The 21,285-nt window shown below is 73.9% G+C and carries 23 protein-coding genes; 9 read left to right on the top strand and 14 right to left on the bottom strand.

Features of this window, described 5'->3' with window-relative positions; genetic code table 11:
• The first annotated feature begins 203 nt into the window (after nt 1–203).
• The 3 genes from ACQP1P_RS21530 to ACQP1P_RS21520 all read left to right on the top strand — a co-directional run bounded on the left by ACQP1P_RS21530 (nt 204) and on the right by ACQP1P_RS21520 (nt 2,989).
• Complete coding sequence (locus ACQP1P_RS21530) at nt 204–1,499, top strand: GAF domain-containing protein (protein WP_433090073.1); 1,296 nt, start codon at nt 204–206, stop codon at nt 1,497–1,499.
• Nucleotides 1,500–1,664: 165 nt separating this feature from the next.
• Nucleotides 1,665–2,528, top strand: a complete 864-nt coding sequence (locus ACQP1P_RS21525) for an MEDS domain-containing protein (RefSeq protein WP_433088764.1) — start codon at nt 1,665–1,667, stop codon at nt 2,526–2,528.
• On the top strand, nt 2,525–2,989 hold the full coding sequence (locus tag ACQP1P_RS21520) for an ATP-binding protein (protein ID WP_433088762.1): 465 nt from the start codon (nt 2,525–2,527) through the stop codon (nt 2,987–2,989). Before ACQP1P_RS21525 ends, ACQP1P_RS21520 begins: the two co-directional genes overlap by 4 nt.
• A 115-nt stretch (nt 2,990–3,104) precedes the next feature.
• Here the strand turns inward: ACQP1P_RS21520 and ACQP1P_RS21515 are convergent, their stop codons facing one another.
• On the bottom strand, nt 3,105–3,830 hold the full coding sequence (locus ACQP1P_RS21515; RefSeq protein ID WP_433088760.1) for a dienelactone hydrolase family protein: 726 nt from the start codon (nt 3,828–3,830) through the stop codon (nt 3,105–3,107).
• 162 nt (nt 3,831–3,992) lie between these two features.
• Complete coding sequence (locus tag ACQP1P_RS21510; protein ID WP_433088758.1) at nt 3,993–4,583, bottom strand: CGNR zinc finger domain-containing protein; 591 nt, start codon at nt 4,581–4,583, stop codon at nt 3,993–3,995.
• Nucleotides 4,584–4,670: 87 nt separating this feature from the next.
• Between ACQP1P_RS21510 and ACQP1P_RS21505 the strand changes: the two genes are divergently transcribed.
• From ACQP1P_RS21505 to ACQP1P_RS21495, 3 genes are read left to right on the top strand one after another with little or no spacing between them, the layout of a single operon-like run.
• Entirely contained in the window at nt 4,671–5,240 is a 570-nt protein-coding gene (locus ACQP1P_RS21505) for a dihydrofolate reductase family protein (protein ID WP_433088756.1), read from the top strand.
• A 35-nt stretch (nt 5,241–5,275) separates the two neighbouring features.
• Nucleotides 5,276–5,737, top strand: a complete 462-nt coding sequence (locus ACQP1P_RS21500; RefSeq protein ID WP_433088754.1) for a MarR family winged helix-turn-helix transcriptional regulator — start codon at nt 5,276–5,278, stop codon at nt 5,735–5,737.
• Nucleotides 5,738–5,747: 10 nt separating this feature from the next.
• Nucleotides 5,748–6,587 (top strand): alpha/beta fold hydrolase, encoded by an 840-nt coding sequence (locus ACQP1P_RS21495; RefSeq protein WP_433088752.1) that lies wholly within the window; start codon nt 5,748–5,750, stop codon nt 6,585–6,587.
• An 80-nt stretch (nt 6,588–6,667) separates the two neighbouring features.
• Here ACQP1P_RS21495 and ACQP1P_RS21490 read toward each other — a convergent pair whose 3' ends face one another.
• From ACQP1P_RS21490 to ACQP1P_RS21460, 7 genes are all read right to left on the bottom strand, one after another.
• Nucleotides 6,668–7,207, bottom strand: a complete 540-nt coding sequence (locus ACQP1P_RS21490; RefSeq protein WP_433088750.1) for a hypothetical protein — start codon at nt 7,205–7,207, stop codon at nt 6,668–6,670.
• Between the two features lie 52 nt (nt 7,208–7,259).
• Nucleotides 7,260–9,143 (bottom strand): sensor histidine kinase, encoded by a 1,884-nt coding sequence (locus ACQP1P_RS21485; protein WP_433088748.1) that lies wholly within the window; start codon nt 9,141–9,143, stop codon nt 7,260–7,262.
• A 183-nt stretch (nt 9,144–9,326) separates the two neighbouring features.
• A complete protein-coding gene (locus tag ACQP1P_RS21480) occupies nt 9,327–10,214 on the bottom strand; it encodes an NAD-dependent epimerase/dehydratase family protein (protein ID WP_433088746.1) in 888 nt (295 codons plus the stop codon).
• Nucleotides 10,199–11,740: a class I adenylate-forming enzyme family protein gene (locus tag ACQP1P_RS21475; protein WP_433088744.1), complete on the bottom strand. Its 1,542-nt coding sequence runs from the start codon at nt 11,738–11,740 to the stop codon at nt 10,199–10,201. The genes ACQP1P_RS21480 and ACQP1P_RS21475 overlap by 16 nt, the downstream gene beginning before the upstream one ends.
• Nucleotides 11,737–12,912, bottom strand: a complete 1,176-nt coding sequence (locus ACQP1P_RS21470) for a cytochrome P450 (RefSeq protein ID WP_433088742.1) — start codon at nt 12,910–12,912, stop codon at nt 11,737–11,739. The genes ACQP1P_RS21475 and ACQP1P_RS21470 overlap by 4 nt, the downstream gene beginning before the upstream one ends.
• A complete protein-coding gene (locus ACQP1P_RS21465; RefSeq protein ID WP_433088740.1) occupies nt 12,909–13,661 on the bottom strand; it encodes a glycosyltransferase family 2 protein in 753 nt (250 codons plus the stop codon). Before ACQP1P_RS21465 ends, ACQP1P_RS21470 begins: the two co-directional genes overlap by 4 nt.
• A complete protein-coding gene (locus tag ACQP1P_RS21460) occupies nt 13,658–14,680 on the bottom strand; it encodes a 3-oxoacyl-ACP synthase III family protein (protein ID WP_433088738.1) in 1,023 nt (340 codons plus the stop codon). The genes ACQP1P_RS21465 and ACQP1P_RS21460 overlap by 4 nt, the downstream gene beginning before the upstream one ends.
• Nucleotides 14,681–14,728: 48 nt before the next feature.
• On the opposite strand from ACQP1P_RS21460, the gene ACQP1P_RS21455 reads away from it, so the two are divergent.
• Complete coding sequence (locus ACQP1P_RS21455) at nt 14,729–15,910, top strand: cytochrome P450 (protein WP_433088736.1); 1,182 nt, start codon at nt 14,729–14,731, stop codon at nt 15,908–15,910.
• An 88-nt stretch (nt 15,911–15,998) separates the two neighbouring features.
• Here ACQP1P_RS21455 and ACQP1P_RS21450 read toward each other — a convergent pair whose 3' ends face one another.
• From ACQP1P_RS21450 to ACQP1P_RS21440, 3 genes are all read right to left on the bottom strand, one after another.
• The gene (locus tag ACQP1P_RS21450) at nt 15,999–16,922 is read right to left on the bottom strand and encodes an NADP-dependent oxidoreductase (RefSeq protein ID WP_433088734.1); all 924 of its coding nucleotides are present in this window, start codon (nt 16,920–16,922) and stop codon (nt 15,999–16,001) included.
• Nucleotides 16,923–17,024: 102 nt separating this feature from the next.
• Entirely contained in the window at nt 17,025–17,429 is a 405-nt protein-coding gene (locus ACQP1P_RS21445) for a MerR family transcriptional regulator (protein WP_433088732.1), read from the bottom strand.
• A gap of 95 nt (nt 17,430–17,524) precedes the next feature.
• Nucleotides 17,525–18,103 (bottom strand): hypothetical protein, encoded by a 579-nt coding sequence (locus ACQP1P_RS21440; protein WP_433088730.1) that lies wholly within the window; start codon nt 18,101–18,103, stop codon nt 17,525–17,527.
• Between the two features lie 211 nt (nt 18,104–18,314).
• Here ACQP1P_RS21440 and ACQP1P_RS21435 point away from each other — a divergent pair, with 211 nt between their 5' ends.
• Together ACQP1P_RS21435 and ACQP1P_RS21430 are read left to right on the top strand one after the other, a co-directional pair.
• Nucleotides 18,315–19,190, top strand: a complete 876-nt coding sequence (locus ACQP1P_RS21435; protein WP_433088728.1) for a DUF72 domain-containing protein — start codon at nt 18,315–18,317, stop codon at nt 19,188–19,190.
• 211 nt (nt 19,191–19,401) lie between these two features.
• Nucleotides 19,402–20,337, top strand: a complete 936-nt coding sequence (locus ACQP1P_RS21430) for a hypothetical protein (RefSeq protein WP_433088726.1) — start codon at nt 19,402–19,404, stop codon at nt 20,335–20,337.
• A gap of 278 nt (nt 20,338–20,615) precedes the next feature.
• Here the strand turns inward: ACQP1P_RS21430 and ACQP1P_RS21425 are convergent, their stop codons facing one another.
• Nucleotides 20,616–20,756 (bottom strand): DUF6131 family protein, encoded by a 141-nt coding sequence (locus tag ACQP1P_RS21425; RefSeq protein WP_433088724.1) that lies wholly within the window; start codon nt 20,754–20,756, stop codon nt 20,616–20,618.
• Nucleotides 20,757–20,837: 81 nt separating this feature from the next.
• Complete coding sequence (locus tag ACQP1P_RS21420) at nt 20,838–21,284, bottom strand: hemerythrin domain-containing protein (RefSeq protein ID WP_433090071.1); 447 nt, start codon at nt 21,282–21,284, stop codon at nt 20,838–20,840.
• Nucleotide 21,285: the final 1 nt, after the last annotated feature.

Raw genomic sequence — 21,285 nt, 5'->3', positions numbered from 1 at the left:
CACTGGCGGCCCGGTCCTGGCTGGGCGCAGTGATCGGGCCACGCCGCCGTCCCCGTCGCGCGGAGGTCCTCGGCGCCCGACGCGCAGCTGGCGGGCGCCGCGCGGCCGGGCACTTCGTGCGGTGCTCGCCGGGCCGGCCGGGGATCGCCCACGTATCATCGACCCCTGGCAGGTATCCGCAGCTGAGAGGCAGACCATTCCCCATGACGGCGGTATCAGACCGGCAGCCCGCCGGCACGGGGCAGGCAACGGGCGGAACGGCGGGAAACGACGACCTCCGAGCGTTGTTCGGGCAGTCCATCGCCGTCTTCGCGTCGCTGGCCGGACCGACACACGTGGTGGAGACCGCGAACCCGGCGTTCTTCGCCACCATCGGCGGCGAAGAACGGGCTCGCACCGGGGTGGCGATCGCCGAGCTGATGCCTGAGCTCGCCGGCCAGGGCTTCCTCGATCTGCTGGACGAGGTCTACCGCACCGGCGAGCCCTACACCGGCCGGGACGCCCGGGTGGTGCTGGGCACCGGCCCGTACGCGCGGGAGGCGTTCTTCGACTTCACCTACGAACCGCGCCGCGACACCAACGGGAACGCGACCGGTATCCAGGTGATCGGCGTGGAGACCACCCAGATCAAACACGCCCAGCGGCTGATGGCCGAACACCGCGCCCTGCTGGAGCAGATCGCACGACAGGCGGCCCTGACCGACGTCCTCGACGGGATGGCCCGCTGCATCGAGAACGTGGCACCGGACGAGGTGCTGGTGTCCGTCCTGCTCGCCGACGCCGACGGCCGTCACCTGCACCACGGCGCCGCGCCCAGCCTGCCGGACTTCTACAACCAGGCCATCGACGGCATCGCGACGGGTGAAGGCGTCGGCTCGTGCGGCACCGCCGCCCACCGGCGCGAGCCGGTCATCGTCACCGACATCGCCACCGACCCGTTCTGGGACGACTTCCGCGGTCTGGCCGAGCGGGCCGGACTGGCCGCGTGCTGGTCGACGCCGATCCTGGCCCGTGACGGGAGTCTGCTGGGCACCTTCGCGATGTACCACCGCAGCCCGCGCGTTCCCCAGGAAACCGACCTCGCGCTGGCCCGGGTCTTCGCCGGCACGGCGGCCCTGGCCATCGAACGCCACCACATCGAGCAAGCCCGGCTGGCCGCCGAAGCCCGCGCTGAAGCGGCGCTCGAGGAGCTGGCTCAAGCGGTCCGCGCCGAACGGCAACTGCGCGCCGAGGCCGAGCAACGCGCCGCGGCCAGCGCCGAACTCGCCGCCCAGATGCAGGCCGCCGCAGCCGCGCAAGCCACCACGCCGCATCCGGAACACTGCCAGCTCGGCGGCTCCGCCGGGTGTACCGCACCAGCCGAGATCAAGATCGCCGACTCGTGGGGCGACTCGGCGTGGGGCTGCAACGTCCACATCGAGGAGGCGCTCTTTCACGTCCGATCGGTCTTCATCGCCAACGAAGAACTCGGTGGCCTGGCCGCCTACGTCAATCGCTGATCGTCGCCGGCACCGCACAGCTGCGCCTTCGGCGGCGTCGACCCGCCGGCTGCGCGGCCGGCGCGACGCGATTGAGACGGCGGCCGTCCGGGAACCCATCGGGATGCGACGGCAGGCTCCCCTCAGCCTGTGGTCGTTTCCCGAACCCGGCCCAGGCAGGACCCGATGACTGACGCGATCCGATTCGACGCGGTGGCCGCGCACGATCACGCGTGCCTGACCTTCTCCGACGACGAGGACCGGCTGGACCTCGTCGCCACGTTTGTCCGCGACGGACTCGCCGCCGGCGTCAAGGTCGTCTGCTGGACCGACCGGGACAGTCCCGACGAGCTCGTCGAGCAGCTGGCGGCCCGCAGCGTCGACCCCTACCAGGCGCGCCGCGACGGCCGGCTCCGGCTTGCCCCGGTCGTCGGGTCCCTGCTCGCCCACGACCAGCCGACGGCGGCGAGCATGGTCGACGTCGTCGCCGCCGAGGTCGACTCGGCGCACCGGGAAGGCTTCTCCGGCCTGCGGGTGACCGTCGACATGAGCTGGGCGACGCGGCCCCTGGCCACCGCCGCGGCACTGACCGAGTTCGAGACCGCGGTCGCCGAGTTGTTCGGCACCAGCCGGTTGTGCCTCATCTGCCAGTATCACCGGGACAAGTTCGACCCGGTCACACTCGCCTTCGCCGCGAAGGCGCATCCGAAGACCGTCGCTGCGCAGGTGTACCACGACCACCCACTGCTGCGGATCTGCCGGCAGTACAGCCCACCCGGCATCCGGATCGCCGGGCAACTGGACTTCCGGCACCGCGAGGTGCTGGAACAGGCCCTGACCGAAACCCTGCGCCTGGACGAACAGCCCATGGTCAACCTGGTCGGCCTGGACTACATCGACGCCGCCTGCGCCGGAGTCATCGTCGCCGCGGCCACGTCGCTCGCGCCGCAGCGCACCATGTCCGTGCGCTGCCGCCGTAGGGTCGGAAAGGTGCTCGAAGTTTGCGGCGGCCCCGCCGTCACGGGACTACTGGTCGAGGTCCGGCCGTGAACCGCCCCGAACCGCCCACGCAGGACGCCGACGACCGCCCGGACGCCGCGCAGCCCGGCGCCGTGGTCATCGATCAGCCGTTCGACCTCGACAGCCTGTACCAGCTCCGGGCGGTGCTGGCCGCGCACGCCGCCACGATCACCGCGGACAAGGACCAGCTCGACAGCCTGCTGATCGTGGCCGGCGAACTGGCCGCGAACGCGGTACGGCACGGCGGCGGCAGCGGCCGGCTCCGGCTCTGGAACCGCCAGGAAGTGCTCTACTGCCAGGTCAGCGACGACGGCCCGGGCCTCGACGACGCGACGGTCGGTCACATACGCCCTGACCCCGCCCGGGGCCCCGGCGGGCTCGGCCTCTGGCTGTGCCGGCAGCTCACGAGCGAACTGCACATCAATCCGGGACGGCCCACGGGGGCCGGCACGACGGTCCTCGCCGTCATACCGCCCGTGGCCGATCGATGACCTTCCGGTGTCCCCGCGGTCCGGGCTGGTCCCGGCGCCGCTGAACCAGATCGGCGTGCGGCCGCGACGTGCACGACCGACGGCGGGCAGGAGTGAGCGTCAGGAACCGGCCGGGTCACTCCGTCACGGGCAGGCACTCGGCGAGCAGGTCGACGACGTCGCGCCAGGCCCGCTGTGCGTGCCGGGGGTGGTAGCCGACGCCGGGGACCGTAGGATGGTCGACGGGCGGGTGGTGGAAGGCGTGCAGGGCACCGCCGTAGACCACGAGGCGCCAGTCGACGCCCGCGGCCTGCATCTCGGCGGTGAACGCGTCGCGTTGCGCGGGCGGCATGATCGGGTCTTCGGACCCGACCCCCGCCCACACCGGGCAGCGGATGCGGGCAGCCTCGCCCGGCCGGCCCGTGGTCACCGCGTTGACCGTCCCGATCGCGCGCAGGTCGACGCCGTCGCGCCCGAGCTCCAGCCCGATGGCGCCCCCGGTGCCGTAGCCGACGGCGGCGATCCGGTCGGGGTCGGTCCGCGGTTCGGCGCGCATCACGTCGAGCGCCGCGTGGCCGATGGCCCGCATCCGGTCGGGGTCGGCGAGCAGCGGCATGCAACGGGCCAGCATCTCCCCGGGGTCGCCCAGATAGCGCCCGCCGTGGAGGTCGAAGGCCAGCGCTACGTACCCCAGCTCGGCGAGCGCATCGGCCCGGCGGCGATCGACGTCGCTGAGTCCCATGCCCTCCGGCCCGAGCAGTACCGCGGGGCGGCGGTCGGCACCGGCCGGGAGCGCGAGGTGCCCGACCATCGTCAGGCCGTCGGCCGGGTACTCGACCGTGCGCGTGGCAATCGTTGTCATGAGATTGAGCGTAGTGATCGTCGAGCCTGGTCGGGCCGGTGTTCGCCGCTGGCAGACGGGGGTCCGTCGAGGCCGCACCGCCAGGGCGCGGGCCGGCTCCGTGCGGCCTTCACCGGCGGCCAGGAGCTACCGCGGACCGCGCGCGGAGGGTTCCTGGCGCGCCTATCCGGCGGGCGGTGCTCCCGTCAGGCCGCGGCGACGGCGGAATGCCGTGACCTTGACCCGGTTCTGGCACGTCGTGGTGCAGAAGCGGCGGCTGCCGTTCTTCGACACGTCCACGAAGACCCGTTCGCAGTCCGGCGCCTGGCAGGTGCCGAGCCGGTCGCCGTCCCCGGCACTGACGACACGGGCCAGCGCCTCGGCGCAGATCGCCATGTACATCGCGACCAGCTCGGCGTGGACCGGATGGCGATGCAGGCGCCAGCGCCCCTCCTCCTTGGCCAGGTACGGCTGGGCCGGGGAGCGTGCGAGCAGGGTGTTGAGCCGATCCGCGGCGGCATCGACGTCATCGACGCGCAGGGCGTCGAAGATTTCGCGGAGCATTCGGGCGAGCGCGACGAAGCCCGGCACGTCGTCCGGGCCCAGGGCGGCCAGCGACGGGGCGTCGAACGCGAGGATCCGGGTGAGCGCGCCCAGTTCGTCTCCGGCCGCCGGTGCGGCCTGGCCGCCGGCGGCCGTCAGCTGGTTGACGAGATCGATGGAGACGATCACGCCGGCGTCGGTGTAACTGTCTAACTTCACTTGACCCGTCACCACCCTGGCATTAGGATGTCACTGCCTACGGAGGTTACATCAGTTACATCCCGGGTCCACACGCGAACCCGACAAGGAGCCGGACCGATGAGCCTGACCCAGTACTACGTCGCCGCCACCCTCGACGGTTTCATCGCCGATCGCGAGCACTCGCTGCATTGGCTGTTCACCGCCCGCAGCGACGACGGCGGTCCGCCCGGCTACCGCGCGTTCATCTCCTCCGTCGGCGCGATCGCGATGGGGGCGAACACCTACGAGTGGATCGTCGCGCACGCGAGCCCGGGCACGGATCCGGCGGACGCCGCCTGGCCGTACGACCAGCCGTGCTGGGTCTTCACCCATCGCGAGCTGCCGCGGCCGCGGTCGTCGGCGCCGATCACCTTCACCAGCGGTGACGTCGCGGCCATCCATACCGAGATGCTCACGACCGCCGCGGGCCGCAACATCTGGGTCATGGGCGGCGGCGACCTCGCCGGCCAGTTCGCCGACGCCGGACTCCTGGACGAACTGCTCGTCGCCGTCGCGCCCACGACATTGGGAGCAGGCGCCGCGCTGCTGCCGCGGCCGCTCGACCTGACGCTGCACGACGTCAGGCGCAACGGGGACTTCGCCTGCCTGCGGTACGAGGTAGGCCGGCGGCGATCGCGGAGCGAGTAACTTGCAGTTCTAACTTAGAATGCTAAGATAGTCGCGTGAACCACTCGAAGAACCTCGGGTTGGAGCTGCACACGCTGCTGTCCCGCCTCGAACGGGCCGGTGACCAGATCCTGCGCACCGGACACGGGCTGTCCTACCGGCGCTTCATGGTCCTGGTCATGGTCGGCGAGCTGGGCGTGTCCACCCAGCGGGCGCTGGCCGACAGCCTGGCCGTGACCGAGCCGTCGATGAGCCGGATGGTCGCCGCCCTGGCCGAGACGGGACTGCTCACCGTGGTGCCCGACCCCGCCGGCGGCAACCGCCGGCAAATCGCCCTCACCGACACCGGCCGGGCGCTGGTCGAACAGGCCGGCACCGACCTGATCCGGCGGCTCACCGAGCTGGTCGAGTCCACCGGCGTGCCGTTCGACACCTACCTGGCCCACACGCGGCAGCTCAACGCCGCCCTCGACAGCCCCGGCGCCCGGGCACCCACCGCGACACCCACCACATCGTGAGGAGCTGACCATGATCGCCACGCCCACCACGACCACCGTGCGTACCGTCCACTCCCCCGACGGCACCACGATCAGCTACCACACCACCGGCACCGGCCCGGACATCCTGGTCGTCCCCGGCGCCCTCAACGACGCCGACGACTACGCCGCACTCGCCACCGCGCTCGCCACCCACTGCACCGTCCACACCATCCAGCGGCGCGCACGGACCGGCAGCGGCCCGCAAGGCCCCGGCTACAGCATCGAGACCGAATGCGCCGACCTCGCCGCGGTGCGCGCGGCGACCGGCGCGCGATACGTCTTCGGCCACAGCTACGGCGGGCTCGTCGCCCTGGAGGCCGCCCGCCGCGACCCGGGCATCGCCAAGCTGGCCCTGTACGAGCCCGGGGTCAGCGTCCAGGGACTGTTCCCGATGGACTGGACCCGGCAGTACCGCCAGTTCCTCGACCAGGGGCGCCCGTTCGACGCCTTCGCCACCTTCGCCATCGGCACCGGCCCCGCCGCGGCCCGCCGCAACCCCAGATGGCTCATGGCCGCCATCCTGCGCCTGGCGTTCCGCGGCGCGAAGCGAGCGAAGATCTTCCAGCTGCTCGAGGCCAACCTGCACGAGCACGAGCAGGTCGGCCGGCTCGACGGCAGCTACCCCAACTACCGCGAGGTGTCCGCGGACGTCCTGCTCATGGCCGGCGGCAAGAGCGGACTGCCGCACGTCGGCCCCGCCTTCGACCGGCTCACCGAGGTCCTGCCGTCGGTCCGCGTCCACACGTTCCCGAAGCTCGACCACTTCGGACCAGACCACACGGGCCCGGCCGAGGTGGCCGAGGCCGTCACCGCGTTCCTGCTCGGCTGAGGCCGACCAGATCCGGGGGCTCGCATCCGCGCTTCGCGCGGGTCTCGCCGGAGCCGGCGAGGCGTACGCACCGCCGCCGCTCAGCCGAGGCCGGCCAGGCGGTGCAGCAGGGCCAGGGTGAAGGCCGCCGCCGCGTCAAGGGCGTCTGCCCGCGGCACCGGGTCGGTGCCGGCATCGAGCGCGCCGAGCACGACGAGCGAGAAGCCGCCGGCCGGTAGCGAACGTTCGTCGGACCGTCCCAGCGCGGACCCGAGGTGCACCGCCGGGCTGTGGGCGAAATGGTCGGGAATCCAGTCGTCGGGCCGCATCGCTCGGGCCAGGGCGAGCAGCCCGGCGTCGGGCCGGTACGCCGGCCGTCCGACGACCCCGGAGGGGACCAGGACGTCGCCGGGGCGCACCGGTGGGAAGCCGCGGGCCACGCCGGCGAACAACCGGTGACGCGTGTACGGCACGCCGCTGGGCGCTGACGACGCGGCCGCCGGCTCGACCGCGACGAGCAGCGGGCCGACGCGCACGACGACGGCGGTGCCGCCCGGATGGTGCACCGTCTCGCGGGCACCGGGCAGCAGCCTCAGCAGGGCGGGCGCGGCGCTCACCACCGCGACGTCGACGGCACGCACGGCATCACTCTGCCACGCTCTCGCGAATCGCGACGCCTGCGCTCCCGCTTCGTCAGGCCCCGCCGATCGACCGGCCGGCCGGCGCATCCCTCGGGCCTTGGCCGCCCGTGGGCAGCTTCACGTTGACGCACGTGCCGCGGCCGGCCGGGCTGGTCAGTGTCAAGGTGCCGCCGAGCGCCTCGACGCGGTCGCGCAGCCCGGCCAGGCCGGCGCCCCGGTCCGGGTCCGCGCCGCCGGCGCCGTCGTCGTGGACGGTCACGGTGAGGACCTCGCCGGCCGCCGATCCGTCCATCGCCGCCTCGTCCGCGACGACGTCGATCTCCACGGAGACCTCCGAGGCGTCGGCGTGCGCGGCCGAGTTGGCGACGGCCTCCGAAATGACGTGGTAGGCGGCGACCTCGACGTAGCCGGGCAGGCGATGGTTCGGCCCGCCGTGCACCGCCACCGGGACCGCGCTGCGGCGGGCGAGCGCCTTGACCGCGGGGACCAGTCCGCCCTGGGAAAGCAGCGCCGGATGGATACCGCGGACGATCCGCTGCAGATCCTCGAACGTGGCCGACAGCCCCGCGGAGGTGTCCGACAACCGCGACCGTACCTCGCCGAGCTCCTTGGGGATCATCGCCTCGGCGAAGCGCAGCTCCAGCCCGAGCGAGATGAGCCGCTGCTGCACACTGTCGTGCAGCTCGCGTTCGATGCCGCGGCGGGCCTCGTCCGCGGCGAAGACGAGCCGGGCCCGCGATGCGGTGAGCGCCGCCCGGCTCTCGGTGTTGGCGATCGCGGTCGCGACGAGCTCGGTGAACTTCGCTAGTTCATGCTCGATGCCCTGTGGCGGGGGGCCGGCCCGGCGCCACAGGGCGACGAGGACACCCCAGACCCGGCCCTCGACGACGATCGGCGCGCCGACCGAGGCGTGCATGCCCCCCGCGAGGGCGAAGTCGGCCAGCGTGCCGCTGCGGCCCTCGTACGAGTCCAAGCGGGCCGGACGGGAGCCGCGCAGCACCAGCTCCGCGACGCCACCGGCGAAGTCGACGTGTCTGCCCAGCGTCGCTTCGGATCCTGGCTCCCTGTTGTACTCGGCGACGCCGGTCACCGTCCTGGGACGGTCCCAGCGCCAGACCCGCGTGGCGTCCGCGTCGAACAGGTCGGCCGCCTCGGTCGCGACCGCGGCGACGATCTCGGCGAAGGCGACGCCGTTGGCCACCAGCACCGCGACCCGGCGCAACGCCGCCTGCTGGGCGAGGAGCGCCTGCACGCCCGACCGATTCGCCTGCAGGGATCGACCGGCCCGCAGCACGGTCGCCAGCCCGGGCACCACCCCGTCCTGCAAGCGCCGCAGGACACGGTCCGGGACGTCTCCGGGGACCACGAGCGCGCCCGGGTCCAGCAGCAGCTGGATCTGGCCCTCCCGCCGCGGCACCGGGTCGAGCTCGATCGCCGCATACGGCAGCCCCATGGCGTACGCGATGCGATCGGCGGCTTCCGGGAGTACGGCACGCACATCGTCAGCGCCGAGGATGAGCCGGGTCATCTCGGCGACCGCGTCCGCCTCCCGTTTTCGTTCGACGGACTCGAGCGCCCGCACGCGGGCCAGCTGCGCCACCGAACCGGAGACCACGGCGACCATGAGGTACACCGACAGCCCGAGCCAGTCCCGCCAGTCCTCGGCCTGGAAGCGCCCGATCGGCGGGGTGTGGAAGTAGTCGAACGCGAGCGCGCCGAGGATCGACGTCGCCACGCCCGACCACAGCCCCCACACCACGGAGACGACGAGGACACCAGGCAGGTAGACGAGAGCCAGGGCCTCCATCGGAGCAACCTGCCGCAGCGGCACGATCAGCATCGTTTCCACGACGGTGAGCCCGCCGCCGACCGCGATCCCCACCGCGGTCGACGGCTGGCCGAACCGCACCAGCCACGACGCAAGGCGTCCGCGCATCAATCGGCCCTCTTGTCGAACACGTCAAATCCGGCTCGGCTGGGCAGGCGCCGCGGCCGGAGGCAACGGAGGCAACCAGTCGATGCTAGGGCGGCCGGTATCGAACGCCGGCCTCGTCGCGGTCCGGGCACCGCGAATCACCCCATGGTTCACCTCGGCAGTCGACGCGGGCGCTGCCGCAGCTCACCAGGTCTCGGCGCCGGCGAAGGACGTCGGCGCCGGTCGCAGGCCCATGCGGGTGCGACCCGCGGTCAGGTCGAGGGTGCGCTCCATGGCCAGGTGCGCGATCGCATACCGGGTCAGCCGGGGTGGCCGGCGGCGGCGGGCCAGGCGCCAGGCCGCCTCGGCCGCACCCGCCACCGCCCACGCCGGGCGAACCGGCAGGGTGCGGACGCCGACCCGCAGGCCGCGGGCGGCGAGCAGCTCGCGCAGCGCGTCGGCGACGGCGACCGGTTCGGCGTCGCCGACGTTGTAGACGCCGGGCGGGGCATCGGGCTCGCAGGCGCGCAGCGCGGCGTCGACCAGGTTGCCGATCGCGGTCAGCGACTGCCGGGTGCGGCCGTCGCCGACGATCCACAGGTTGGAGCCGCGGATCGCGCCGAGGATCCGCGGCAACAGGACCCGGTCACCGGGGCCGTAGACCGCGTGCGGGCGCAGCACCACCGTGGCCGGCCGGGACGCGAGGAAGCGCTCGGCCGCGGCCTTCGACGCGGCGTAGGCGGTCAGGTACCGCGAGACCGGGGCGGCATCCTCGCGGGCACACACCGTCGGCACGAACGGGTCGTAGACGCTGGCCGAGGAGATGTGCACCAGGCGTACGCCGGGAAAGGTCTGCGCCACGTGCCGGGTGCCGTCGACGTTGGTGCGCCAGGTCGGCGCGGCCGGGCCCCAGTCGTTGACGCCCGCGGCGCAGTGCACGACCGCGTCCACGGCCGGCGGGTCCGGTAGCGGGCCGCGGTCGATGTCCCACTGCGCGCGGCCGAACGCGTGCACCCGCCAGCCCGCGCCGGCGGCGGCCCGGGCCACGGCGCCCCCGACGAACCCGGCCGCGCCGGTCACCGCGATGCGCACCGCGCCTCCAGCATGGTTCGCAGGGCGTCGCGGTCGGGCTTGCTGGTGCGGCCGGTGACCGGGATGGCCGGCACGACGTAGACCGCGTCCGGCAGCGCGCCGGCGTCGAGCACTCCGGGCAGCGCGGCCCGCACCGCGGCGGCGAGGCGCTCCGGCGAACGGGTGGCGTCCTCGGGGTCGGTGGGCACCACCGCGAGGGCCACGCGCTCGTCGCCGAACGGGCCCGGCAGGCCGACGAGCACGGCCTGCGCGACACCGTCGAGGCGGGCGATCGCCGGTTCGTACAGGCCCGGGTAGATGTTCACCCGGCCACGGATGATCATGTCCTTCTTCCGTCCGATGAGGACGATCCGGTCGCCGTCGAGGCGGGCCAGGTCGCCGGTGGCGTGCTCGGTCATCGGGGGCTCGCCGAGGTACCCGGCACACAGGTTCGCCCCGCCGACCAGCAGTTCGCCGTCGTCGGCGAGGCGGGCCCGCACGCCGGGCAGCGGCGCGCCGACGAGGTCGCCGGGGCCGCGGTGGGCGAGCTTGTCCTCGGCGGTGGCGGTGGCGACCGGCAGGATCTCGGTCATGCCGTACACGCTGAGGATCTCGGGGCCGGGCAGCACCTGCCGGGCCCGGCGCAACAGCGGCTGACCGACGGGGGCGCCGCCGAGCAGGACGTGGCGCAGGCCGGCCGGCGCGGCCACCCGCCCGGCGTCGATCGCGTCGAGGACCGCGGCGAAGTCGGCGGGCACGCAGAACGTGTGGCTCACCCCGGTCAGGCCGGCGGCGTAGCGGACCGGGTCGGCGGCGGGCGCGAGGCCGTACGGCGGCATCGTCCACAGTGCGCCGGCGACCAGCGCGGGCAGGCCCAGCATTAGCTGGTCGGTGTGCACCACGTCGTGCGGGCCGATGGCGCAGCGGCCGGCGAGCACGGACAGGCCGGCGCCGAGCGAGCCGCGGGTGTGCACGACGGCGCGCGGCGCCGCGCTTGTGCCGGAGGTGAACACGACGAGCGCCTCCCGGTCGGCGGCGTCGTCCACTGTGGACGTCCCGGGAAAGCGGGCGAGGCGGGCCGCGCTCAGCGCGCCGCGGGGCACGCCGGGCAGCCATCGGCCCGCGTACACGTGGCGGACCGGCAGGCGGTCGTACGCGGGCAGCAGCACGCCGCGGCGCCGGGCGAGGCGGCGGGTCACCCGCCAGGCGCTGACGCCGTAGAGCAGCGACTCGGCGGCGGCCCAGCGCGGCGCGGTGCGGGCGAGGCGGGCGGCGAACAGTTCGGGGCCGGCGCCGGGGTCGGCGAAGACGACGGTGCCGCCGGCCGCGACGATGCCGAGGGCGAGCACGACGCCGGCGGGCTCGGGGCGTACCGAGAACAGCACCCGGTCGCCGTCGGCCAGCCCGGCGGCGCGCAGCCCCGCCGCCGTCGCCCGGACTCGCGCGCCCAGTCCGCGGTAGGTCAGGCGCGCCGAGTCCGCGCGCAGCGCCGGGGCGTCGCCGCGCGCGTCGCAGGTGGCGAGCAGGGCGGTGAGCAGGTCGGTCACGACGGGCGGCCGAGGACGAGCCGGGCGTACCCGGGAATGAGCACGCGCGCGGCGGCCCGGCGTTCGCGGATGACGAGCGGGCCGGCCTGCCGCCAGGCGTCGAGGATCGCGTCGAGGAAGGCGCGGATCTCGGCCAGCGCGAGCGGCATGCCGAGGCAGAAGTGCACGCCGGCGCCGAACCACAGCTGGCGCAGCTCCGCCGGGTGCGGCCGTTCGGGGTCGAACGGGCCGTGGGCGCGGGCGCAGGACAGGGTCATGATGACCACCCGGTCGCCGGGGGCGACGGCGACCGGGCCGACGCGGCCGGCGACCGCGACGCCGCGCAGCATGACCGGCGACGGCACCGTGTAGCGCAGGGCGTCGGCCACGACCGCGTCCGACCACGACGGATCGTCGGCGAGCCGGGCCAGCCAGCCGCTGTCGACGCCGAGCGCGACCAGCCGGGGCACGAACGACACGAGGGTCTCGGTGCCGGTGAGGACGAACGCGGCGACGGCGCCGCGCGCCTCGTCCTCGGTCAGGCCCAGCTCGCGCATCCGGCCGGGCACGGTGCGGGCATCGGCGGCGCGGTACGCGGTCACGGCCGGCGCGGTGAGCTCCGCCATGACCGTGCGGGCTCGCACGACCTGGCGCGGGGTCAGGCCGCGCCGGGTCAGCCGCACCATCGACGTGACCTCCGTGCCGCGGGCGAACATCTCGTCGAAGCGGGCCGCTTGCCGGGTTTCGCGGGTCGGCAGCCCGACCAGCTCGGCGATGACCGCACCCGCGCAGCGGCGGACCTCGGTGACCACGTCGACGCCCTCCCCGCCGGCGAGGCGGCGGGTCATGTCGGTCAGGGTGGCGGCGAGCACCCGCTCGCACAGCCCGCGCACCACGGCCGGGGTGAACAGGCCGGACAGCCGGCGGCGCAGCCGGGCGTGCTCGGGGCCGGCCATGTTCAGCAGCACGCTGCGCCCGAGGACCGGGGTCCACAGGTCGGCCGGCGAACCGGGTGCGGCCTTGCTGAACGTGTCGGTGTCGGTGAGCACCGCCCGCGCGGTTGCGGCGTCGTTGACCACGACGCCGAGCCCCGGCACCCGCACCACCGGGCCGAGCCGGGCCAGGACGCGGGCGAGCGGGTACGTCAGCGGGTGCGCCGCGAGCTGGATGCGCCGCTCCCATCGGGCGGTCATCGAATGTCTACAATGGACGGGCGGTAGCGGTGGTCGGCGTACCACGCCAGCGTCCGGCGCATCCCCCACGCCCGCACCCGCCGGGTCGAGCCGCGGACCTTCACGTCGCGGCGCAGCCCGTAGGCGGGGGTCAGCCGGCGCACCGCGTTGACCAGTGCGCGGTCCTCGTGCAGCTCCTCGATCGCGGTGCGCGGGAAGCCGCCGGCTCGCTCGTACAGCCCGGCCTCGATGGCCATGTTGCAGCCGGGCGCCATGACGTACGGGCCCAGGTAGGCGGGGTCGCGGTTGGCGGGGCGGAACTTGCCGAACCACGCCGCCACCTCGACGGCGCCGACGAGCAGCCATCGGTACCGGCGCGGCAGCGGCCCCTCGTCCGTGCGCGGGAGCAGCTGCCCGGCGACGAGCTCGAGGCCGTCGCCGAACGCGGCGCGGATGCGCGCGATCCAGTCCGGGTGCGGCAGGCAGTCGGCGTCGGTGCGCGCCAGGTGGGTGGCGCCGTGGCCGATCGCGTACCGCATGCCGGAGTCGGCGGCCGCGCCGGTGCCCTTGCGCGCCTCGGCGATGACCCGCACCGGCCCGGCACCGACCGGCCCGGTGAACCCGCGGACCACGCCGGCGGTGCCGTCGGTGGAGCCGTTGTCGACGACCACGACCGTGAAGTCGCGGTCGGTCTGCGCGGCCAGCGCCTTCAGGGTCGCGGCGATGCCCGGCGCCTCGTTGTAGGCCGGTACCACCACCCACAGCCTCACAGCCGGATCACCGCGATGCCCAGGCTGATCCCGCCGCCGAGCCCGACGAGGGCGACCAGATCGCCGGGGCCGGCCCGGCCGGAGCGCAACGCGAGCGACAGCTGCAGCGGCAGGCTCGCCGAGGCCAGATTGCCGTGCTCGGGCAGGGTCACCACAAGCCGGTCGGCGGCCACGCCGATGCCGGAGCGCACCGCCTCCAGCAACGCCAGTGACACCTGGTGCACCCCGACGACCGCGAAGTCGTCCCAGCGCAGCCCGAGCCGGTCCACGGTGTCGTGCAGCACCTGCGGGCCGAGCGCGGAGAACGCGTCGCGCAGCCGGCCGCCGTCGATGCGGAAATAGGTGTACTCCTCCTCGCGCGGGTGCGCCGAACCGCCGGCGGGCAGCGTGCCGACGTCCCACACGCTGGAGTTCGCGGCGGCGCCGAAGCCGAGGATGCCGGGGCCGTCCGGGCGGGCGGGCGCCGCGTGCAGCAGCAGGGCGGCGCCGGCGTCGGAGAGGGTGTAGCCGGCGAACGCGGTGCGGAACGCGGTGATGCCGGGCACCCGCCAGCGCGTCGCCCGGGACGGGGACTCCCCGGAGGCGATGAGCACCCGGCGGTACCGTCCGGAGACGATGAACGCGTCGGCGACCTCCATCGCGTTGAGGACGCTGTTGCACGCGTTCTTGACGTCGAACACCGGGCAGCCCAGGCCGAGCTTCTCGGCCACGATGTGCGCGGTCGCCGGCTCGACCATGTCCTGGCTGGCCGAGGCGAAGATGAGCAGGTCCACGTCGGCGGGTGCGGTGCCGGTGTCGGCCAGCACCTTCTGCGCGGCCGCGACGGCGAGGTCGGAGGCCTGCCAGTCGGCCGGCATCAGGTAGCGGTGCTCGACGCCGGTGAGGCGGCGGATCAGCCCCGCCGGCGGGGCGAACCCGTCGCTGAGCGCGGCGACGCGCCGTTCGACGTCTCTGCTGGACAGCCGGTCCTCGGGCAGGTGGACCGCGACCCCGCCGAGCGCGGTGATCCGTCGCTCCACACCCGTACCCCCACTTCGGCCAGTGCGTCATTGTAATAGCGTGGCGGCGTGGCCCTCGATCTTGCCCGGCGTCATGAGCTGCGGTTACTGGCGGCGAGCCGACCCGCACTGCCCGTGCTGCTCACGCTCGGCCGCTTCGCCCGCCCCATCCGGCGGATGCCGGGCCTGGGCTGGCTGGTCGCGGACCCGGTGACCGCGCGGCGCATCCTCAACGACCCCGAGCACTTCACGCTGCTCGGGGAGGGCGGTGTCGGCCACCTGTGGGCCCAGGTCCTCGGCGACTGGGTGTACGACGCCTTCGACGGCGCCGGGCACCACGCGCTGCGCACGAAGGCGCGCGAGCTGTTCACCGAGGACACGGCGGCGGCGCTGGTCGCCCGGGTCGCCGGGCCGCGGCTCGATCGGTGCACCGCCGCCCTGGCCGCCGGCGAGACCGTCGACATCGCCGACCTCGGCCGGGTCGTCGTCGGGCGGATCGTGGCCGACCTGCTCGGCCTGCCCGTCGCGGCGCCGGACGACGACGCGGCGTACCGCGACATCTTCGAGACCGGCGAGCGCCTGGCCGCGCTCGCCCTGGGCAGCACCGCCTCCACGCACCTGCCCGAGGCCACCGTCGCCGCCGCCCGCGCCATCGTGGCCCGGATGACCGGCGGGGTCGCCGCCGCGTGGCGCGACGCGCCCGCCGACCGGCTGCTGGGCCGCTGCCGGGAGCTGGGCCTGGGGCTGCGCGAGACCGAGGGCCTGGCGGTACTGCTGATGGTGGCCGGCACCGAGACCGCGGCCAGCGCGATGGCGCGTACGGTGGCACTGCTGCACGACACCGCCTCCCAGCAGCGGCTGCGCGCCGAGCCGCACCGCATCGCCGACGCGGTCCGCGAAGGCCTGCGAGTCACCACCCCCGCCCCGGTGATCGGCCGGTCGGTGAGCGCCGACGTGCAGGTGGCCGACCGGCGGCTGCGCGCGGGAGAGCGGGTGCTGATGCTGACGTACACCGCGAACAATGCGCCGGGCGGCTTCGACCTCGACCGCGAGTACCTGCCCGACAACCGTCAGCTGTGGTTCGGTGCCGGCCGGCACCTGTGCCTCGGCGCGCCGGTGGCCCGGGCCGAGCTGACCGCGTTGCTGCGCGCGCTGCTGGCGACCGGCCGCCCCTGGCGCATCGTGGAGCGCCGCTACGGGCGGCGAGTGCTCATCCCGACGTACGCCTGCCTGCGCATCGCCCTGTCCTGAGGCGCAAGGAGCACCGCCCGGCAGCGCCCACCGGGCCGCGGCCCGCCGCGCGTGCGTGCATGCGGCGGTCCTGGCGGCCGGGCACTGCTCAGGCCACCTTGATGACGACCTTGCCCGAGGCGTGACCGTTCTCGACGGTGGCGAGGGCGGCCGGGGCGTCGGCGAGCGGATGGACCGCCGTGATCACGGGTGCGACCAGTCCGTCGAGGGCCAGCCGGGCGGACCGCTCCAGGTTCTCGCGGTCGAGGCGACGCTCGACGAACCGCCCACCGAGCTCGGGCACGGACGAATCACCCACGGCGAGGACGTTGCGGCGCTCCCGGGCCAGCGCGGCGACCGTCCGCAGGGAGGCGCCTCCGACGAGGTCGACGATGCCGTCGAAGCCGCCCGGAGCCAGCTCGCGTGCCGCGGCGACAACGTCCCCGGCGGCGTAGTCGATGAATCGCACCCCGATGGTCTCGGCCTGCGCGCGCTTGGCGGTGCTGCCGGTGCCGATCACACGCAGCCTGCGCCCGACGGCCAGCCGGGCGACGGCGAGGCCGACCCCGCCGCCGACCCCGTTGACCAGGAGTGTGGCCCCGGCCGGGAGGCCGAGTTGGTCGAGCGCATCCACCGCGGTCGTCCCGGCCACGGGCAGCGTCGCCGCCACGGTCGCGGACAGACCCGCCGGGATGCGCGCGGTGTTCGGTGCGGACAGCACCGTCGTCTCGGCGTAGGTGCCGCCACCGGTGAGCGCGAAGCCGAAGACCGCGTCGCCCACCTCGAGCCCGTCGGCGTCCTCGCCCCGGGCGAGCACGGTCCCCGCCGCCTCCATGCCCAGCACGCGGGGAAACGGACGCCCGCCGTCGAGCCCGGGGACCAGACCCGAGCGCAGCATGTGGTCGAGGGGATTCACGCCGGCGACGTCGACCCGGATCAGCACCTCGCCGCGGCCGGGGACGGGATCGGGCCGATCGAAGAACTCCTGCACCTCGGGCCCGCCGTACCTGCCGAAACCCCACGCCTGACCCATCGTCTTTTTCCGCCTCTCGCGTGACCGGCCGCGGTGGTTCCGGGCCCTGTCGCCATCCTCACCGCTCACACCGATGTCAGGGGCAACCGGCTGAGGCGCGGGTCACAGCATCAGGCCGACCGTGCCACCGCTTGACGGCGCCGTGGCCAGCTCCGCCCGGTGCCGGCTGTTGGCCCTGATCAGCTCGTCGAGCGCATCCCGGGTCTCGATCAGGTGGGCGATGTCGGCGTCGATCCGGTCGCGCACGCTCGTCATCGTCGCGAACGCCAGCTCGGCGACGCCCGGTTCGCTGGGGGTCTCCACGCACGGCAGCACCGTCGCGATCACCCGGCTCGACAGGCCCGCGTCGAACAGCTGCCGGATGAGCGACACCCGCTGGACCTCGGCATCGGCATAGTGGCGCTGCCCGGCCTCGGAGCGTGAGCTGGTCAGCAGGCCCTGCGCTTCGTAGTACCGCAGTGAGCGGGGACTCACGCCCGTGCGCTGTGACAGCTCGCCGATCCGCATCCTGAGAGCCTACGTCCGCGTGCCGCAGGTTCGGACCGCCGGCCGACGACCGCCGGGCACCGGGCCGGGGTTGGACCGGCGCCCGGCGCAGGCCGTCACCGCTCCAGGATCTCCCAGGCCTTCGGGACCCAGATCCAGTGGTCGTTCACGTACACCAGGCCCTCGTAGGCGCGGCCCGTATCCGCGCCCGGCTCGGTGTACTTCCAGCGGTACACCGTGAGGCCCGGCCGCAGGTGGGCACCGAGCTTCTCGTAGCCGCCCGGGAAGTCACGCTCCACGGCCGGGGTCCACTGGCGGATGTCCTCGGTCGTGGCCTGGTACAGCTTGAGGTCGGTCTGGGACGCCGAGCCGGCCAGCTGGACCTTCTCGCCGTTCCACAGCTTCGTCTTGTAGTACGACTCCGCCTTGGACGCCAGCTCGTCCGTGAACACCGCGGCGTAGTCGGCCGCCGTAGGCTGGAGGGTCTGCACCGTCTCCGCGCCGTCGGCCGCGCGCAGGGCCTCCATCAGGGCCTTCGCCCCCGCCTCGCCCTTCGGGAACGCGGCGGCCTTCGCGGTGGTGGGGGCGGCCGCCGCGGTGGTGGAGGCCGCCGGGGCCGCAGGGTCGGCCTCGGGGTCGCCGCAGGCGGTCAGGGCCAGGCCGAGCAGGGCTATGGGTAGCGCAAGACGCTTCATATGAACGCTCCTTCGATGATCATGAAGCGCTCAGGTTAACCGCGGGCGTCAAGCCTTGCTGTCGGGATGTTTTCGCAGCTCAAGGCCGAGGTTGCCCGGCCCCGGACGATGATCGGTCGCATAGCCGACACGCCGCCGGGAGGCGGGGGTCGAGGGCGCCTCACCGTCCGCCTGACGTTTGCCCCGGCCGCCGCGGGAAACAGCGGGGCTGATGGGCGACATCAAGGTGGGCACGGCGTCGTGGACCGACCGGACGCTGCTGGAGTCCGGCTGGTACCCGCCGTCGGCCACGACCGCGCAGGAGCGGCTGGCCTACTACGCGCGCCAGTTCCCCCTCGTCGAGGTCGACGCGACGTACTACGCCCCCCCGAACGCGGAGACCACCCGCCTCTGGGCCGCACGGACCCCGCCCGGCTTCACGTTCAACATCAAGGCCTTCAGCCTGCTGACCGGCCACCCGACGAAGGTGAGCGCGCTGCCCCGCGAGCTGCGCCCCGACACGGACAAGGCGAACGTCTACCCGCGGCACCTGCCACCCGCCGCCGTCGACGAGGTCTGGGCGCGCTTCCTGTCCGCCCTCGACCCGCTGACCGGCAAGATCGGCTCGGTGCTGTTCCAGTTCCCGCCGTGGTTCACGATCCGCCGCGACAACAAGCAAACCCTGCTCGAGGCGGCCGCCCGCTGCAAACCCCTGCGCGCCGCCGTCGAGTTCCGCCACGCGTCGTGGTTCGACGGCGACAACGAGCGCGAGACGCTCGACTTCCTGCGCGCGCACGACCTGCCGTACGTGGTCGTCGACATGCCCCAGGGCCACCGCTCGTCGATCCCGCCGGTCGTCGAGGCCACCTCGGACCTGGCGGTCGTGCGCTTCCACGGGCACAGCGAGCGGTGGACGAGCAAGGACATCCACGAGAAGTTCGGCTACCTGTACTCCGACGCGGAACTGTCGGCGTGGACGCCACGCCTCCAGGCCCTGGCCGCGAGCACCGCGGAGACCCACGTCCTGATGAACAACTGCTATCGCGACTTCGCCCAGCGCAACGCCGCCGAGCTGAAACGCCTGCTGAGCAGCGATCATGATCGATAGATGCGAGCTTCGCGACGTCAGGCCGCCAAGGATGACGCCGCGCATCGAGTCGCGGCCCCGCGCGCGATCCACGTCATCGAGACGCCCGGACCCTGGCCGACGCGACGCGGCCGGAGCGATCGCTGGGACACGCGGGCCACGCCCGGCGGTTGGAGTAGGCCTTCGTGCGGGTGGCGGGGCGGGTTGCGGGCGGTTGGTAGCGTTCGCGCGCATGGGTGGCATCGGGTTCTCGATCGGCATTGACGGTGACGGTGACGTCGACGCGGCGCGCGTGGCGGTGTGGGAGGAGACGCGGACGTTCGCGGCATGGTTCCATTGGCTCGGCGGCAAGGCCTACGACGAGCTGGACCACTACCTCGACGGGCTCGAACCGGCCGCGATACCGCATCAGGCCGGGGCCCGGCGGATGTACCTGTGGTTTCCCAACCCCGCCGGCAGCTGCCTGCGCTCGATGCTCGCGTGGGCGCACTGGTGCGAGGTCGCCGTCGCCGTCGAGTGGGCTCGGATGAGGTACGTCGCCGGGCAGCACGGGGTCACCATCACCGGATCGCAGCCCGACGCGGCGGCGGGCAAGGAGCGGTTCGTGGTCGTGCGCGACCGGCTGTGGCTCGTGGAGGACGACGGGCTGCGGGGCGACAACCTCCTCCTGCCGCTCGACGAGCTGACCGCGGAGGAGGCCGGCCGCGTCGAGGCCGCACGGGAGCGGTGCGGATGCGCGGTCTGCGCCGGGGTGCGACCGGATCCCGACATCCTCGCGACGGTGCTCGCCGACCTGCACGGGGCCGACGACGACCGGGCCGTGCAGGCCGCGTGGTTCCTCGGGCGGATGGACAGCGTCCCGCCCGAGGTCCTGGAGGCGCTCGTGCGGGTCGGCGCGCAGCCCGGGCGGTTCGACTACAACGACTTCTGCCGCGCGCTCACGCTCTGCGCCGACCGCGTGCCCGGCGCGTGGGCACAGCTGATGGCCCTCGCACCCGAGATGGGCCCCGACGGCAGAGACATGGCCCTGCAGGCGCTGTTCCCGTCGTACCGAGCGCCGCAGCGCACCGCGGACGAGCGCGACGCCTACCGGGCGGCGCTGCGGGCCGCCCTTGCCGAGTACGGCAGCGACGTCGCGTCCTACCTGCTCGAGTTGATGGAGCGGTAGTCAGCCCTTGCCCCAGCCTTCGAAGCCTTGAACAGCGGCGACGTGGTGCCTTTGGACCGGTCGACGGCGTGACCGCCGCAGGGTCGCCGATCCGGATTCGTCGGAACTCTGCCCTGCCTCGACCGCCGTGGCACGCGCCGCGGTCATCGGACTCTTGCGGGAGCAGGCCGTCGGCCTCGGCCAGGACACAGCCGAGACCGCGGGCTTGCCCGTCGCGGCGTAGGTGCTGGTCGCCGACGTAGAACCCACCGCGGCGCGACACAACCGGCGGCGGGCGGCTACCAGTAATGACGCCGTCCGGCCACCGGCCGGCCGAGCGACCCGAGGATGAACAGCACCGCGCCGATCACGAGGAGAATGATGCCGATCGTGGTGAGGATCGGGATGCCGACGAACAGACCGATCAGCAGCAGGATCAAGCCTAGGATGAACATTTTGCCCCCTTCGGGAAGCCAAGACGCCGGGCTACCCAGCAATCGCGCCGGTAACCCTCGTGCGGCTCAGGCCGGGGTGGATGCCGCCGGCATGAGGCTGAACGCGTTCTCCTCCTCCTGGGCGTTGTGCAGCTGCATGATGGCGTGCAGGCCGTAGAGCCCGGCCCGCAGGTCGATGACGTCTTCCGGCTCGGCCTGGCTGTCGGTGTCCGGCAGGGTTCGGCGCAGCCTCCGGATCTGGTGCTCGATCTCGGCGTGGGTGCGGCTGAGGGCCGCGATCGGGTCGGGGCCGCCGAGGGCCCGCGCGACGATCGGCAGCAGCTGCGCCTCCTCGGCCCGCTCGTGCGGCAGCAGGTCGGCCTCGAGGCGGTCGAGCAGGTCGCGGGCGGGGCCGAGGTCGCCTCCGGTGGCGGGGAGGTCGTCGGCGACGGCCCGGATCTGCTCGACGAGGGGGCGGATGGCGTTGTGCTGCGCGTACAGCTGCCGGGCCACGGCGAGGTCGGCGGTCGGCATG

Origin of the sequence: Dactylosporangium sp. CA-052675, assembly GCF_050947935.1 — a bacterium.
GTDB lineage: Bacteria > Actinomycetota > Actinomycetes > Mycobacteriales > Micromonosporaceae > Dactylosporangium.
This window is presented reverse-complemented; position numbering and strand designations above follow the sequence as displayed.